The organism is Ferruginivarius sediminum (assembly GCF_003344765.1).
Taxonomy (GTDB): Bacteria; Pseudomonadota; Alphaproteobacteria; order Kiloniellales; family Rhodovibrionaceae; genus Ferruginivarius; species Ferruginivarius sediminum.
Genome location: NZ_QPMH01000009.1, coordinates 66,490 through 80,574, shown reverse-complemented (window position 1 = coordinate 80,574; position 14,085 = coordinate 66,490). Strand labels below are relative to the sequence as shown.

Genomic DNA, 14,085 nt, shown 5'->3' with positions numbered 1-14,085 from the left:
TCGACCGCCTAGACACTCCGCGTCAGCAGCGTGCAACCGGATACATGGTTAACATCATGGGCCGGTTGGATGGGTAACAGTGTTCCTGTTTTGGCCTGTTTTGGTCCGCCCGTCTCCGTGGCCGTGCGCGCCAAGGGCTCCCCTCGGTACCTGGAATCCCGTTACCGAAGGGGGGCATGCCGGCTTCGCAGCTTCCCCCTTAGGACATCAGCGCCATCATCCGCCCTGGACCGCCGGTGGCGCCAGCGATCTTCGGGCCGCCGGCGATCAGCGTCGCGCCCTTGGCGGGAAGCTGGTCCAGGTTCGCCAGGCATTCGATACCCCAGCGGTTGGTCGGCAGCCAGGCGTAGTGCGTGGCAAAGTCCTTCGATCGGCCGAAGTCGAGCGACAGCGTGTCGACGGCCATGCCGAGCGCCGAGGTTTCCTCCAGCAGGTACTGCGTCGCCTCGATATGAAAGCCGGGGAAGTGCATCGTGCCCTCATCGTCGGCATTGCGGAACTTCTCGCTGTCCGCGAAGCGCCCCCAGCCGCTGTTCATCGCCACGCAGGCACCGTCCGGAATCGGCCCGTGGTCGGCCACCCAGGCCTTGAGGTCGTCCGGCGTCACCTGGGCATCCGGGTTGCTGTCCGCCTTCTCGCGGATATCGACGACGACAAGCGGCACCACGAGATGCTCGATGGGGACCTCGTCGGCCGTCCGCCCATCCTCGGAGAAGTGGATCGGCGCGTCCATGTGGGTGCCCGTGTGCTCCACCAGACTCCAGCGGTTCATGTTAAAGCCGTCGTCGCCAAGCCGCGCCATGGTATCCAGCCCCAATCCCGGCTTGCCGAAATAGGTCGGAAAATCCGGGTGCAGGGTGTGAGTCATATCGACGACCTTGGTAAAGCTCGCGGGCTCGGCACGCACCGGTCCCGCCGGCGCCATCGCACCGGCCGCACCGGCCAGCGCCGCCGCCCCGGCGCCCCTGAAGAAGTTTCGCCGAGAGAGGCGGTTCATCACGGTTTCACGGCATCCTGGAACGCACATGTTTCGATCCTCCCCAATTCGTGCTTGTTCGCGTCATCCCTTATACGCGCAAAACGGAGGGATGATAATGAGGGGCCTTAACAATCGGCGAAGCCGGTGGAAGTTGCGCACTCCAACTTTATGCCCGCACCACCCGACTAAATTACCGGAATCGCGGAACAGTGCATACAAGCTTCACACAAAGCCGCGCCTCGACCGGCGTCGGGGCGCGGCTGGCGATCCCCAGAAAAACTTAAGGCCGAGAGCCCTTTAGGCCTCGACCCGATGCGTCATGCGTTCGATTTCATCCTTGATCCGCAGCTTCTGGCGCTTAAGCTCGGCAATCCGCCAGTCGTCCGGATGCGGTCGGTTGCTTTCGTCAAAGATTTGAGTTTCCAGGCTCGCGTGGCGCTCCCTCAAAGCACTGATACGGTCCTGAAGGGACATTGGCACCTCCCTCCATCTATAAAGTGCCACGAAAGGGTAACCCCGATGCGATCATCTTGCCAAGGCAAATGGTATCCACAGGCGAGGGAATCGGCGTGAGCCGGAACGGTGGAGAACGCCCCGACCGGCTTGTCGTCGGGATCAGCGGCGCCAGCGGCGCGGTCTATGGCGTCAGGCTGCTTGAAATGCTGCGCGGTCTGCCGGTCGAAAGCCATCTGGTGATGAGCCGCTCGGCCGAGGTGACGCTGGCGCACGAGACGGACCTCAAGGTCGCCGATGTCCAAGCCCTGGCCGATGTGGTCCACGCCGCCGGCGACATTGGCGCGGCGCTGTCCAGCGGCTCGTTCCGCACGCGCGGCATGGTGATCGCCCCCTGCTCGGTGCGTTCGCTGGCGGAGATCGCGAACGGCACCACCTCGTCCCTGCTCACGCGCGCCGCCGATGTGGTGCTGAAGGAGCGCCGCCGTCTTGTCCTGATGGTGCGGGAGACGCCGCTGCATACCGGCCACCTGCGCAATATGCTGGCCGTCTCCGAGATGGGCGCCATCGTGGCGCCGCCGGTGCCGGCGTTCTACGCCCAGCCGCAGGGTATCGAGGAGATGGTGGACCAATCGCTTGGACGGATCCTCGACCTGTTCGACCTGGAGGCGCCGGCCGTGCGCCGCTGGGGCGAGGACACCGGCGACGGCCGCCCGCCCCTGCGCGCCGTTAAGCGCCCGCGCGGATAGCCGGCGCGGCTAACCGGCGAAACGCTCGTCCAGCAGCCGTACCGCGTCCAGCGGGTGCAGCGTGTCCTCGCCGAACATCGCCACCAGCATCGCCGACAGCCCGGCAACCGCCGCCACGCCGGGCGTGCAGCCCATGCGCGTCAGATAGGCGGCCAGGTTCGCCACGGCCGCCGCCGGCGAAGGGTCGCCCGCGTCAAGGGGCAGGGCGTCATGCAGCGCGGCTTGCTCCAGCCGCTCCGCCTCCAGCTCCTGCCGTTTGATCTCTTGCCGCAAGGCTTCGGCCTGGTCCGCTGGCAGCATGTCCTGCGTCTTCATCCAGCAGCGCACGCCGCGAAGCGGGCGCACCACCTCCCGGTGCCAGGGCGCCACGGTAGCGAGTAGCAGATCGACCTGCCCGGGTTGCAGCCGCTGCCCGCGCCAGCCGGCCCAGCAGCAGAATAGCAGCACGTTGACGTCCAGGCCGTGCGCATCCTGCAGCATCAGGCAAGCCTCCGCGACCCCCGGCTTGCCGTAGAGGCCGCAGGAGAAGTCCCAGAAAGGGTTGTCGCCGTCCGCCATCAGCCGTCTCCGAACGAGATGCCCAGCCCGCGCGCCGTGCGCACCAGCGCGCCGTCCGGCTCCACCGCCTTGAAATGCTCGATCGCCTGCTCCAGCGGAACGTCCACCGCCTGCCGGTGCTGCCAGGCGACCATGCGATCGAAGCTTCCCTGTGCGATCAGGTCGACCGCGTGGACACCGAACACCGAGGCCATCAGGCGGTCGCGGGAAACCGGCATGCCGCCGCGCTGGACATGGCCAAGCACGGTGACGCGCACCTCCGATTCCGTGGTGGCCGCGATGCGGTCGCCGATGTAGTGGCCGATCCCGCCATAGGAGGTGCCGCCGCTGGCGTGACGCTGGCGCACCGGCTCGCCGCTTTCGGTCAACACCGCCTCGGCCACGACCACCAGGGCGAAGTTGCGGCCGCCCTGGCGCACGCGCTCGATGTGCCGGGCCACCGCCTCGATCCGGTAGGGTATCTCCGGGATCAGGATCACGTCGGCGCCACCGGCGATGCCGGAGGACAGCGCGATATGGCCGGCGTCGCGGCCCATCACTTCCAGCACCATGACGCGGTTGTGGCTGGCCGCCGTCGGCTGCAGATGGTCCAGCGCGTTCACGGCCACGTTGACGGCACTGGCATGGCCGATGGAGATCTCGGTGCTGCCGACGTCGTTGTCGATGGTCTTGGGAATGCCGACGAAGTTCCAGCCGCCCTTCTTCGCCAGTTTGCGCAGGATGCCCATGCTGCCGTCGCCGCCGATGCCGATCAGGGCGTCCAGCTTCAACTCGCGATAACCGGCCACGACATCGTCCGAGCGGTCGATGGTGCCCCCCGCGCCATCGGGATAGGCGAAGGGATCGTTCTTGTTCGTGGTGCCCAGGATCGTCCCGCCCATGCGCAGGATGGTTCCGTCGAAGATGCCGCTGGACATCTCCTCGGCGCGCACCGGGCGGTCCAGCAGGCCCGCCGTGCCTTCGCGGATGCCGACGACCTGCCAGCCGTAGCCTTCGGCGCGGCGCACCACGGCGCGGATTATGGCATTCAGGCCGGCGCAGTCACCGCCGCTGGTCAGAAGCCCGATCCGCTTGCTCATGTTCACCCTCGCCGGCCGTGCTGACACTTTCAGTGTTGGCCAAACAAGTCAGCTATTCAACGGGCGTGGGAGACTCCCCACATAAAAAAAATCGGCATATACTGCGCTAAAGAGCGTGAAACACGTCACACACGGGACATAATTCGGGCCATGACCGACGAGGAGAAGGAGGAGATCCGCCGGCGTCTCGAACTCATGAAAAGCGAGCACCGCGATCTGGACGATGTGATCGCGCGGATCTCCGACGCCGCGCCCTATGACCAGCTTCAGATGAAACGTTTGAAAAAGCGCAAGCTCGTGCTCAAGGATACGATAGAGCACCTCCAAAGCAAGCTGGTCCCCGACATCATCGCCTGAGTGGCCGTCACTCGCCCGCCCCCTTGCCCGGCACCCGCGCTTTCCCAATAATGCGCGGCTTCTGAGCGGGGCAATCACGGGCTAGGACCGAAAGAGGGGACAGGCGATGGCCAAAGGCAGGCCGGTGGTGGGTATCATCATGGGCAGTCAATCCGACTGGCCCACGATGCGCAACGCGGCGGAAACACTGGAACAACTGGGAATCGCCCACGAAACGCGGATCGTGTCGGCGCACCGCACGCCCGACCGGCTGGTCGATTATGCCAAGACGGCGCGCGAGCGGGGCCTCAAGGTCATCGTTGCAGGGGCCGGCGGGGCCGCGCACCTGCCCGGCATGGTGGCCTCGATGACGCCGGTGCCGGTCTTCGGCGTGCCGATCCGGAGCAAGGCGCTTTCCGGTCTGGACAGCCTGCTGTCCATCGTGCAGATGCCCGGCGGCGTGCCGGTCGGCACGCTGGCCATCGGCCGATCCGGCGCGATCAACGCGGCGCTGCTGGCCGCCGCAGTGGTCGCGAACGGGGACGATGCGGCCGCGCGCGCCCTTGATGAATACCGCGCCCAACAGACGGCCGGCGTGGGCGAAACGCCATTGGACGAGGATTGACGCGGATGGCGGCATCGAACGCCAAGACACAGGCAATTCCACCTAGCGCGACCATCGGCATCCTCGGCGGCGGGCAGCTTGGCCGCATGACGGCGCTGGCGGCCGCGCCGCTGGGCTACCGCGTGCACATCTTCTGCCCCGATGCCGGCAGCCCGGCGACGCAGGTCTGCGACCGCCACACCATCGCCCCCTATGACGATGCCGAGGCGCTGGCCGCCTTCGCCGCATCCGTCGACGTCGTCACCTACGAGTTCGAGAACGTACCCGCCGCCACCGCCGATGCCCTGGCCGGGAAGGTTCCGCTGCGCCCGAAGCCGGAAATCCTGGCGATCTGCCAGGACCGTCTGAAGGAGAAGAATTTCCTCAACGGCATCGGCGTTCCCACGGCCCCCTTTGCCGAGGCGCGCGACGCGGAAGCGCTGGACCGCGCACTGCGCGAGATCGGCCGGCCGGCGGTGCTGAAATCGGTACGCATGGGCTATGACGGCAAGGGACAGGTGGGCATCGCCCCCGACACCGATCCGGCCGCCGCCTGGGCCGAGATGGCCGGATCGATCCCCGATGCGACCGGCGTGGTCGAGGGCTGGGTCGACTTCGACCTGGAAATTTCGGTCATTGTCGCCCGTGGCGTGGACGGCGAGATGGCGACCTACGTTCCCGGCGAGAACCACCACACGAATCATATCCTGCACCGCACCTACGCGCCGGCCCGCGTCGCCGACCCCGTCGCGGAGCATGCGGAGTCGCTGGCCCGCCGGATCGCCGAGCGGATCGACCTCGTCGGCGTGATGGGCGTGGAGATGTTCGTGACGCCGGAAGGCGACGTGCTGGTGAACGAACTGGCGCCGCGGCCGCACAACTCCGGGCACTGGACCATCGACGCCTGCGTCGCCTCTCAGTTCGAGCAGCACGCCCGTTCCGTCGCCGGACTGCCGCTGGCCTCCACCGACCGGCTGGCGAACGCGGTGATGCAGAACCTGTTGGGGGACGAGGTGAATGGCTGGCCCGGGATCGTGCGGGAGCCGCATGCCAAGCTGCACCTCTATGGCAAGGCCGAGGTGAAACCCGGCCGCAAGATGGGGCACGTCACCCGGCTTTACCCGCACGGCCCCTGGTAAGGTCGGAACCCGGCGGGACGATTCAGCGCCGGCGGGCGAACGACCCGCGCGGCCCCCTTGGGCGCAGCCCCTTCACGCCCCGGCGAACCTCGCCCAGCCGGCCGACGGTGCGGCCGAGACGCCCGCCGACGCGCACCACGTCCTCGACCCGGCGGCGCAGGAAGTCCCAGGTGTCCTCGTGTTCCTCCGAGCGGTCCTCCAGCCAGTACAGCAAGGTGGAGGAGTAGACCCCCGCCAGCAGAATGCGCTTGGTATAGAAGTTATAGTCGCTCGAGGCATCGCCCGCCGCCACCCAGACGGCGTCCACCGTACGGTAAAGCAGCTTCGACGCCAGACCGGCATGCTGCGGCATGGCAAGGAACGACAGGCCGCGGCGAATCGCCTCCTGATGCCGCTCGTTCTGCTCAAGGCGGGTGCGCACCGCCAGGACCACGCGCTCGCGCACGCCCATCGAGGCGAGGTCGTGCTCTTCCATCGCGGCCAGCATGGCGTAGTCAGCCTCGGTGCTGAACAGCTCCAGCACCTCCGCCGGTCCGCCGGGGAAGGCGTTCTCCGCGTCCACGCGGTCGAGGCCCAGGTCCTCGGCCGCAAGGTGGATAGCGGCCCACGACCAGCCGTCGAAGGCGACGTGACCCAGCGTCGCCTGCATCAGGTCGCGGCGCAGCGACTCGATGTCCTCATACTCTGCCATCAGGAGGCGGCCCGGGGACGGCTGGCGGCGGCGCGGGCCTCGCCCTCGGCGTAGCGGTCCATCTCGCTGGTGAAGATCAGGGTGCTCATGTCGGTCATACGCTGGGGAAAGAGCACGCCGTCGAGATGGTCGCATTCGTGCTGCACGACGCGGGCGTGGAAGCCCGTCGCCTCGCGCTCGATCGCGTTGCCCTCCAGGTCGGTGCCCCAGTAGCGGATGTGCCAATAGCGCGGCACGCGGCCAGCGAGGCCGGGGATGGAGAGGCAAGCCTCCCACGACTCGTCCTTCTCCTCGCTCAATGCCTCGTAGTCCGGGTTGACCAGGACGGTCAGCGGCGCGCCCTCGCCCTTACCCTCGTCGTCCGGGCCGCCGCCGTGGGCGTGCGCCCGCGCGCGCCCGGCATCGACGAAGAACACGAGCAGCCGTTTCGACTGGTGGACCTGTGGCGCCGCGAGGCCCGTGCCTTCCGCATCGCGCATCGTGGCGATCATATCGTCGGCAAGCTGGCGCAGCGCCGGATCGCGTGGATCCTCCACGGCGGCGGCAGGTCGGCCCAGCACCGGATGGCCCATCCGGGCGATCTTCAAGATGGCCATTTCGGCTCCCATTTCGTCAGGTGACGCTGTTACTATGGCGTCCAGCCGGGCCTCGGACAAGGCGGCGCGGCGAGGTGAAAAATCGGTATTGAATCACGCGCGCCGGCTTCACAGCGCGCGGCGCTTGTGATACCTAGGCTTCCCCGACGCGGCAAGCCGTGCCGCGCGGCAATCGTGTTTATCCAGACGCCGGGTCCTTGTGGCTCGGAACATGCCGTACCCTGAAAGGAGTGTGGTCACACCGTGCAGGTTCACGTTCGCGACAACAACGTCGATCAGGCCCTTCGCGCGCTGAAGAAGAAGATGCAGCGCGAGGGTGTCTTCCGCGAGATGAAGCTTCGCCGTCACTACGAGAAGCCCTCCGAGAAAAAGGCCCGCGAAAAGGCGGAGGCCGTGCGCCGCTGGCGTAAGCTGCAGCGCAAGCGCAAGGAGCGCGAGGGCTTCTAGGCCGGCGTCGGGCACCTGCACCCGGTTTCTCCGCCGGGCTCGACCGCTTTCCGAATTCAGATGCCTTGAAGGGCCGCTGGCATATGTTGCCTGCGGCCTTTTGGCGTGCCGCAGTCAGCTACGCCAGCGTGGCCGGTTGTTGGGAACGGTCAGCCGCGCCAGAACTGCGGCAGGAACAGCACGTAGACGGTGAAGAGCTCCAGGCGGCCGAGCAGCATGGCCGCCGAAAGGATCCATTTGCCGATGTCCGGCAGATTCGCGAAGTTGCCGGACGGGCCGATTTCACTGCCCAGTCCCGGCCCCACGTTCGCCAGGGCGGTCGCCGCACCGCTGACCGCGCTGATGAAGTCCAGCCCCACGGCGCCCAGCAGGATGGCGACCACGCCGAAAGTGGTTACGAACAGCGCAAAGAAGGCCACCACCGAAAGCTGCGCGTCGTCTGCCAGGGGCCGGCCGTTATAGCGGCGCGGAAAGACGCCATTCGGGCTGAAAAGCCGGTTCAACTGCCATCGCAGGATCACCGCCAGAACCTGGAAACGGAAGATCTTGATGGCCCCCGAGGTACTGCCGCTGCATCCGCCAAGGAAGGTGACAATGAGAATCATCATGACGGCGAAACCGCCCCACGCCCCGTAATCGGCGCTTGCATAGCCCGTCGTCGTGACGATGGATACGACGTTGAACGCAGCCAGCCGCAGGGCAGTTGCCGGATCGTACAGTCCCACGCTCCATAGCCAGAGCGTCAACAATCCGACGATTATCAGGAGGCTGGTGAGGAATACCCGCACCTGGCTGTCACCCCAGAACATCCAGACCCGCCCCTGAATGGCCCGGACGTAAAGAACGAACGGCAACGCGCCGGCAATCATGAAGACGGTGCCCACCCACTCGATGCCGGGGCTGTTGAAGTAGCTGATCGACCCATCCTTCGTGCTGTAACCGCCTGTCGCCAGCGTGGTCATGGCATGCGCGAGGGCGTCGAAACCCGTCATTCCGAAAGCGGCGTAAAGGACCGCGCACGCCACCGTCAACGCAATGTAGACGGACAGGATCGCGCTCGCGATCTGTCCCGGGCGCGGCAGGATCTTGTCCGAGCGATCCGACGATTCGGTCTGGAAAAGCTGCATGCCGCCAACGCGCAGGAACGGCAGGATCGCCACCGCCATGACGATGATCCCGATGCCTCCCATCCATTGCAGCAACGCCCGCCAGAGCAGCAGGCCGGGCGGCATCGTGTCGAGCCCGACCAGGACCGTGGAGCCGGTGGTGGTCAGGCCGGATATGGCCTCGAAGAATGCATCCGTATAGTCGATTCCCAGCGTGGAAAAAACGAAAGGCAAAGCCGCGAATGCGGAGAGAGCAACCCACGCCGCCGTCGTCAGCAGGAAGGCCTCCCGCAGGTTCAGTTCGATGTCCCCGCCGATACTCTGCAAGGCCAGCATGCCGCCGATCGCCAGGGTGACACCGGCGGACACCAGGAAAACGAGCCAGTCCGGGTTTCCGGCCAGGCCGTCGGCGAGCGCAGGCAGCAACATCGCGGCGGAAAGTGCGATCAGCAGCAGGCTGATGATGAAGCAGATAGGCCGATATTTGAACACGCCGCGACGAATCCCCCGGCGGCCCCCAAACTTATGTCAAGCCAAGGGGAACGCCTGTGCATACCCAGGGCGCAATAAATCCTGTTCGGGCAGCCACCGCAACAATCCTTGCCGCGGACGTCTCGGCCGTGGCGCGGGTGGCGCGAGCCGCCTTGAGCCGCTTATTGCTCTTCCAGCGCCTTCACGATGCTTTCGCACATCGCCTTGGCATCGCCGAACAGCATCATGGTGTTGTCGCGATAGAACAGCGGGTTGTCGATACCCGCGTAGCCGGGCGACAGCGAGCGCTTGACGAACAGCACCGTCTTCGCATCGTCCACCTTCAACACCGGCATGCCATAGATGGGCGAGGAGGGATCGTCCTCGGCGGAGGGATTGGTGATGTCGTTGGCGCCGATGACGAAGGCGACGTCCGTGGTCTGGAAGTCCCGGTTGATCTCCTCCATCTCCAGGACATCCTCGTAGGGGACGTTCGCCTCGGCCAGCAGCACGTTCATGTGGCCCGGCATGCGCCCGGCGACCGGGTGGATCCCATAGCGCACCTTGACGCCCATCGACTTGAGCTGGTCCGCCATTTCCCGCAGCGCGTGCTGCGCCTGGCCGACGGCCATGCCATAGCCCGGCACGATGATGACCGAGCCGGCATTGCCCAGGATGAAGCCGGCATCCTCCGACGAGCCGCTGTTGACCGACTTGTCGCCCGTCTCCGCCGCGGCCGCGGCCGCCTCGCCACCAAAGCCGCCGAGGATGACGTTGACGAACGAGCGGTTCATCCCCTTGCACATGATGTAGCTGAGGATGGCGCCGGACGAGCCGACCAGCGCGCCGGTGACGATCAGCAGGTTGTTGCCCAGCGTGAAGCCGATGCCGGCCGCCGCCCAGCCGGAGTAGGAGTTGAGCATCGACACCACGACCGGCATGTCCGCACCGCCGATGGGCAGGATCAGCAGCAGGCCGATCAGCAGCGACAGCGCCACGATCAGCCAGAACGCCCAGGCCGGCTGGCCGATGGTGAACCAGACGATCAGCAGCACGATCAGGATGCCGATGCCCAGGTTCAGCATGTGCTGGCCGGGGAACACCAGCGGCTTGCCGGTGACCAGTCCCTGCAGCTTGCCGAACGCCACGACCGAGCCGGTGAAGGTGATGGCGCCGATGCCGGCACCCAGCGACATCTCGATCAGGCTGGATGCCTTGATGTCGCCCGGCATGCCGATGCCGTAATACTGCGGCGCATGGAACGCCGCCGCCGCCACGAACACCGCCGCCAGGCCGACCAGCGAGTGGAACGCGGCGACGAGCTGCGGCAGCGCCGTCATCTGGATCTTGAGCGCGATGCCCGTGCCCACGGCACCGCCGATCAGGATCGCCGCGATGATGGTGGCAAAATTCTCGACGCCCGGCGTGGCGAGCGTGGCCAGGATGGCCAGCGCCATGCCGACCATGCCGAACATGTTGCCCTGCCGGCTGGACCTCGGATGCGACAGGCCGCGCAGGGCCAGGATGAAGCACACCGAGGCGATCAGGTAGACGAACGCCGTCCAGTCCTGCGACATATGCCTCTCGCCCCCTCGGCTACTTTTTCTTGGTGAACATGGACAGCATGCGCTGTGTCACGATGAAACCGCCGAAGATGTTCACCGAGGCCAGCGCGATCGCGATGAGGCCCATCGCCTGCGAAAAGCTGAAATCGCCGGGCCCCGCCGCGATCAGCGCGCCCACGATGATGACCGACGAAACCGCGTTCGTGACCGCCATCAGCGGGGAGTGCAGCGCCGGCGTCACCCGCCAGACCACGTGATACCCGACGAAGATCGCCAGCACGAAGACCGTCAGGCCGATGACGAGGTTGTGCCCGTCGCCCGCCGCCTGACCCGCTTCGGCGGCCCTGGCCGGCAGATCGCCCAGCGAGCGGGCCAGCGCCTCGGCCTGCTCCGCCAGTCCGCGCGCCGAATCGGCAACGTCGCCCGCGCGCTCCTTCAGCGTGTCGACATTTGTCGCCATGCTCTCAGCTCCCGTTGCCTTGACCGCCGGCATCGCTACCGCCGGTATCGCCGCCGGTCTTGCTCCGCGACGTCTTCGCGCCCGATGACTTCGTGGATTTCGTACCTGTCGCCTTGCCCGCCGAGGTCTTGGCCCCCGAGGTCTTGCTCTCCGGGGTTTTGCCGGCCGACGATTTCCGCACTGCCGCACCGGCGTTGGCGGCCTTGGCCGACCCACTGCCGCCCTTGGATGGCGTACTCGCGCTCACACCCTCAAGGTTGGGGTGTACGACCTTGCCCTCGCGCGTCAGGCAGGTGGCCTTCATGATCTCGTCTTCCATGTCGACGGTCAGGGTCTTGTTCTCCTTGTCGACCATCAACTGCAGGAAGTTCAGCAGATTGCGCGCGTACATCTGGCTGGCGCTGACCGCGATGCGGCTGGGCCAGTTCGTGTGCCCGATAATCGTCACACCGCCGTGCTCGACGACCTTGTCGGGCTCCGACAGCTCGACGTTCCCGCCCTGCGTCACGGCCAGATCGACGAGGATCGAGCCCGGTTTCATGGACTTCACCATGTCGGCCGTGACCAGCTTGGGCGCGGGCTTGCCGGGGATGAGCGCCGTCGTGACGACCAGATCCATCTTGGTGATGGTCTCGGCGATCAGCTCGGCCTGCTTCTTCCTGTACGCCTCGCTCATCTCCTTGGCGTAGCCGCCCGCGGCCTCGGCCTCCTTGAACTCCTCGTCCTCGACCGCGACGAAGGAGGCGCCAAGGCTTTCCACCTGCTCCTTCGCGGCCGGGCGTACGTCCGTGGCCGAGACCACCGCGCCCAGCCGCCGGGCCGTCGCGATGGCCTGCAAACCCGCCACGCCGGCACCCATGATCAGCGCCTTGGCCGGCGGGACCGTGCCGGCCGCCGTCATCATCATCGGGAACGCCCGGCGGAACTGCGCAGCCGCGTCGATCACGGCGCGGTAGCCAGCCAAGTTCGCCTGGCTGGACAGAACGTCCATCGCCTGCGCGCGCGTGATGCGCGGCATGAATTCCATCGAGAAGGCGTCGACCCCTGCCCCGGCAAGGGCGCCGATCCCCTCCGTCGCCTGCCAGGGATCCATCAGGGCGATCAGCTTGCAGCCCTTCTTCAGGCCCGCCAGCTCGTCGGTCTTGCCGCCCTCGTCCGAGGTGATCGGCCGGCGCACCTTCAGGACGACGTCGGCATCCTTGACCGTTTCGGCATAATCCTTGGCGATGCTCGCGCCGGCGGCCTTGAATGCGTCGTTGGTCATGGCCGCGCCATCGCCGGCGCCGGATTCCACGACGACCTCGACACTATCGAGAGAAAGCCCCAGCAGCTTCTTAACCGTGTCCGGGGATGCCGCGACACGTGCTTCGTGTTCGCGCCGCTCTTTCGGAATGGCGATTTTCATGTCGGCTTTATGCCCCCAGATTGGCGCCACGGCCCGCCTGTATACCGTGGATTGGTCGCTACCATTGCAATTATCGTCGCATTTGCCAAGGCTTGAAGCGTACGCATACCCACAGCCCGCGTGCGTACGGCATTTTGGCATACGATTCCTCTTATGTGTACGGGGAAGATCGCCAAGGCGGCGACGAATGCTGATTTTGTGTTTCGGGCCGCACTGTTGCAAATCCGCAACAGTTACCTTTCAATTCAACCGGCCCCGTAAATGTGACAGCAACGTCACGCGGTCTGGGGGAAAGTGCAGATTAACGTATGCATCCCGAACCTGGTGAAGGAGTGGGGATGGAGCATGTAAAATCAGCAGGTCCCAGCCGCCCAGCAGCCCGGGCGGTGTGGACGGCCATTGTCGCGGCGGCATTTCTGCTGGTCTCGGCCTATCCCGGCAATGCCGCCTCCCCGGCGCAAGCGCAGGCGGACGAGGCGGCGCAGGCCGTGGAGAAGATCGCGAATCGGACCCTGAAGGTCCTGGAGAACGCCAATCTGGATACGCCTTCCAGGCAAGGGTGCCTGGAGCGGGTGTTGAGCGAAAGCCTCGACCTCAAGGCCATCTCGAACTTTACCCTGGGCCATCACCGAAGCGCCTTGAGCGAGGAGCAGCGCCGGACCTTCGAGGAGACCTTCGGATCCTACGTTGTCGCCAGCTACGCCAGGCGGATCAGCAGGCGCGCGCCGGAATCCGTCGACGTGATCGCATCCCGGCAGGTGACGCCACAGACAGCAGCCGTATCGACACGGGCGAAGAAGGCGGATGGCGGCAACGTGGTGTGGACATGGCGGCTGCTGAAACGCGATGGCCGTTATCGCATCGTCGACCTGCAGATGGCCGGCGTGAGCCTCGCCGTCACCTACCGCTCCAAGATCGGTGCCACGCTTGCCAGCGAAGGATTCGATTCTGTCCTGTCCGAGCTTCGCATGCACCTCGACGACGGTACCGCCATGCGCGTCGAGCAGATCGCGTTGTTCCAGCTTCTTGGCCTCAATCCCGGCACGATCGCCGAACGGGTCGCATTGTCCAAGGACTGAATTGACCTGCGACTGACTGGCGGGCCGGCGTTCCGCTCTTCCCGCAAGCAATGGATTCGCCGCCCGGCTCGCGTGGTGGCGGGTCCACGTTTGTCGCCAAACCGGTCATGTCGAAGGCGGCATGTCTTGTGCGCGCCCTGCCGGTGCGTTCGTTTTCTCCGGTTTTTCCCTGTTTGACGCTCCGGCGTCGGCCGGATCCTATCTCACACGTTGCGCATACATTGTTATATCAATCTATACGGGTATTCTCACTAAAATCTTCTAGAAATTGGATATATTATTTACGGACTAGAAACATTTCCATGCGTATTTGATCCACAAGTCGAAACTTTGATGTGCCAAACGCCGCCGTGCCGCTGCTTCGGGCA

General features: G+C 65.8%; 15 protein-coding genes and 1 pseudogene. 6 read left to right on the top strand and 10 right to left on the bottom strand.

Annotated elements, in window-relative coordinates; all coding sequences use genetic code 11:
- Nucleotides 1-199: 199 nt before the first annotated feature.
- Both DRB17_RS11290 and DRB17_RS11285 read right to left on the bottom strand, forming a co-directional pair.
- Nucleotides 200-997 (bottom strand): cyclase family protein, encoded by a 798-nt coding sequence (locus DRB17_RS11290; protein ID WP_206607859.1) that lies wholly within the window; start codon nt 995-997, stop codon nt 200-202.
- Nucleotides 998-1,276: 279 nt separating this feature from the next.
- Nucleotides 1,277-1,453: a YdcH family protein gene (locus DRB17_RS11285; RefSeq protein WP_114582315.1), complete on the bottom strand. Its 177-nt coding sequence runs from the start codon at nt 1,451-1,453 to the stop codon at nt 1,277-1,279.
- Between the two features lie 68 nt (nt 1,454-1,521).
- Here DRB17_RS11285 and DRB17_RS11280 point away from each other — a divergent pair, with 68 nt between their 5' ends.
- Complete coding sequence (locus DRB17_RS11280) at nt 1,522-2,181, top strand: UbiX family flavin prenyltransferase (protein ID WP_114582314.1); 660 nt, start codon at nt 1,522-1,524, stop codon at nt 2,179-2,181.
- Nucleotides 2,182-2,190: 9 nt separating this feature from the next.
- Here the strand turns inward: DRB17_RS11280 and DRB17_RS11275 are convergent, their stop codons facing one another.
- Complete coding sequence (locus tag DRB17_RS11275) at nt 2,191-2,739, bottom strand: TIGR02444 family protein (protein ID WP_114582313.1); 549 nt, start codon at nt 2,737-2,739, stop codon at nt 2,191-2,193.
- On the bottom strand, nt 2,739-3,818 hold the full coding sequence (locus tag DRB17_RS11270; protein ID WP_114582312.1) for an ATP-dependent 6-phosphofructokinase: 1,080 nt from the start codon (nt 3,816-3,818) through the stop codon (nt 2,739-2,741). The genes DRB17_RS11275 and DRB17_RS11270 overlap by 1 nt, the downstream gene beginning before the upstream one ends.
- 150 nt (nt 3,819-3,968) lie before the next feature.
- On the opposite strand from DRB17_RS11270, the gene DRB17_RS11265 reads away from it, so the two are divergent.
- From DRB17_RS11265 to DRB17_RS11255, 3 genes are all read left to right on the top strand, one after another.
- Nucleotides 3,969-4,175: a YdcH family protein gene (locus DRB17_RS11265; protein WP_114582311.1), complete on the top strand. Its 207-nt coding sequence runs from the start codon at nt 3,969-3,971 to the stop codon at nt 4,173-4,175.
- A gap of 106 nt (nt 4,176-4,281) precedes the next feature.
- Nucleotides 4,282-4,779 (top strand): 5-(carboxyamino)imidazole ribonucleotide mutase, encoded by a 498-nt coding sequence (gene purE / locus DRB17_RS11260; protein WP_114582310.1) that lies wholly within the window; start codon nt 4,282-4,284, stop codon nt 4,777-4,779.
- 5 nt (nt 4,780-4,784) lie between these two features.
- Complete coding sequence (locus DRB17_RS11255; protein WP_114582309.1) at nt 4,785-5,897, top strand: 5-(carboxyamino)imidazole ribonucleotide synthase; 1,113 nt, start codon at nt 4,785-4,787, stop codon at nt 5,895-5,897.
- A 22-nt stretch (nt 5,898-5,919) separates the two neighbouring features.
- On the opposite strand, the gene DRB17_RS11250 is transcribed toward DRB17_RS11255, so the two are convergent.
- Both DRB17_RS11250 and DRB17_RS11245 read right to left on the bottom strand, forming a co-directional pair.
- Nucleotides 5,920-6,588 (bottom strand): COQ9 family protein, encoded by a 669-nt coding sequence (locus DRB17_RS11250; RefSeq protein WP_161958790.1) that lies wholly within the window; start codon nt 6,586-6,588, stop codon nt 5,920-5,922.
- Nucleotides 6,588-7,184, bottom strand: coding sequence for a peptide deformylase (locus DRB17_RS11245; RefSeq protein WP_114582307.1), 597 nt, complete (start codon nt 7,182-7,184; stop codon nt 6,588-6,590). The genes DRB17_RS11250 and DRB17_RS11245 overlap by 1 nt, the downstream gene beginning before the upstream one ends.
- Nucleotides 7,185-7,427: 243 nt before the next feature.
- On the opposite strand from DRB17_RS11245, the gene rpsU reads away from it, so the two are divergent.
- Nucleotides 7,428-7,631, top strand: a complete 204-nt coding sequence (rpsU, locus tag DRB17_RS11240; RefSeq protein WP_114582306.1) for a 30S ribosomal protein S21 — start codon at nt 7,428-7,430, stop codon at nt 7,629-7,631.
- Between the two features lie 149 nt (nt 7,632-7,780).
- Here rpsU and DRB17_RS11235 read toward each other — a convergent pair whose 3' ends face one another.
- The 4 genes and pseudogenes from DRB17_RS11235 to DRB17_RS11220 all read right to left on the bottom strand — a co-directional run.
- On the bottom strand, nt 7,781-9,229 hold the full coding sequence (locus DRB17_RS11235; protein ID WP_114582305.1) for a TrkH family potassium uptake protein: 1,449 nt from the start codon (nt 9,227-9,229) through the stop codon (nt 7,781-7,783).
- A 161-nt stretch (nt 9,230-9,390) separates the two neighbouring features.
- A complete protein-coding gene (locus DRB17_RS11230; RefSeq protein ID WP_114582304.1) occupies nt 9,391-10,785 on the bottom strand; it encodes an NAD(P)(+) transhydrogenase (Re/Si-specific) subunit beta in 1,395 nt (464 codons plus the stop codon).
- A 19-nt stretch (nt 10,786-10,804) separates the two neighbouring features.
- Nucleotides 10,805-11,233 (bottom strand): NAD(P) transhydrogenase subunit alpha part 2, encoded by a 429-nt coding sequence (locus tag DRB17_RS11225; RefSeq protein WP_114582303.1) that lies wholly within the window; start codon nt 11,231-11,233, stop codon nt 10,805-10,807.
- Between the two features lie 184 nt (nt 11,234-11,417).
- Nucleotides 11,418-12,638: pseudogene (locus tag DRB17_RS11220) on the bottom strand (Re/Si-specific NAD(P)(+) transhydrogenase subunit alpha); the annotation flags it as partial.
- A gap of 386 nt (nt 12,639-13,024) precedes the next feature.
- Between DRB17_RS11220 and DRB17_RS11215 the strand changes: the two are divergent.
- The gene (locus DRB17_RS11215; protein ID WP_161958789.1) at nt 13,025-13,717 is read left to right on the top strand and encodes an MlaC/ttg2D family ABC transporter substrate-binding protein; all 693 of its coding nucleotides are present in this window, start codon (nt 13,025-13,027) and stop codon (nt 13,715-13,717) included.
- Nucleotides 13,718-14,085: the final 368 nt, after the last annotated feature.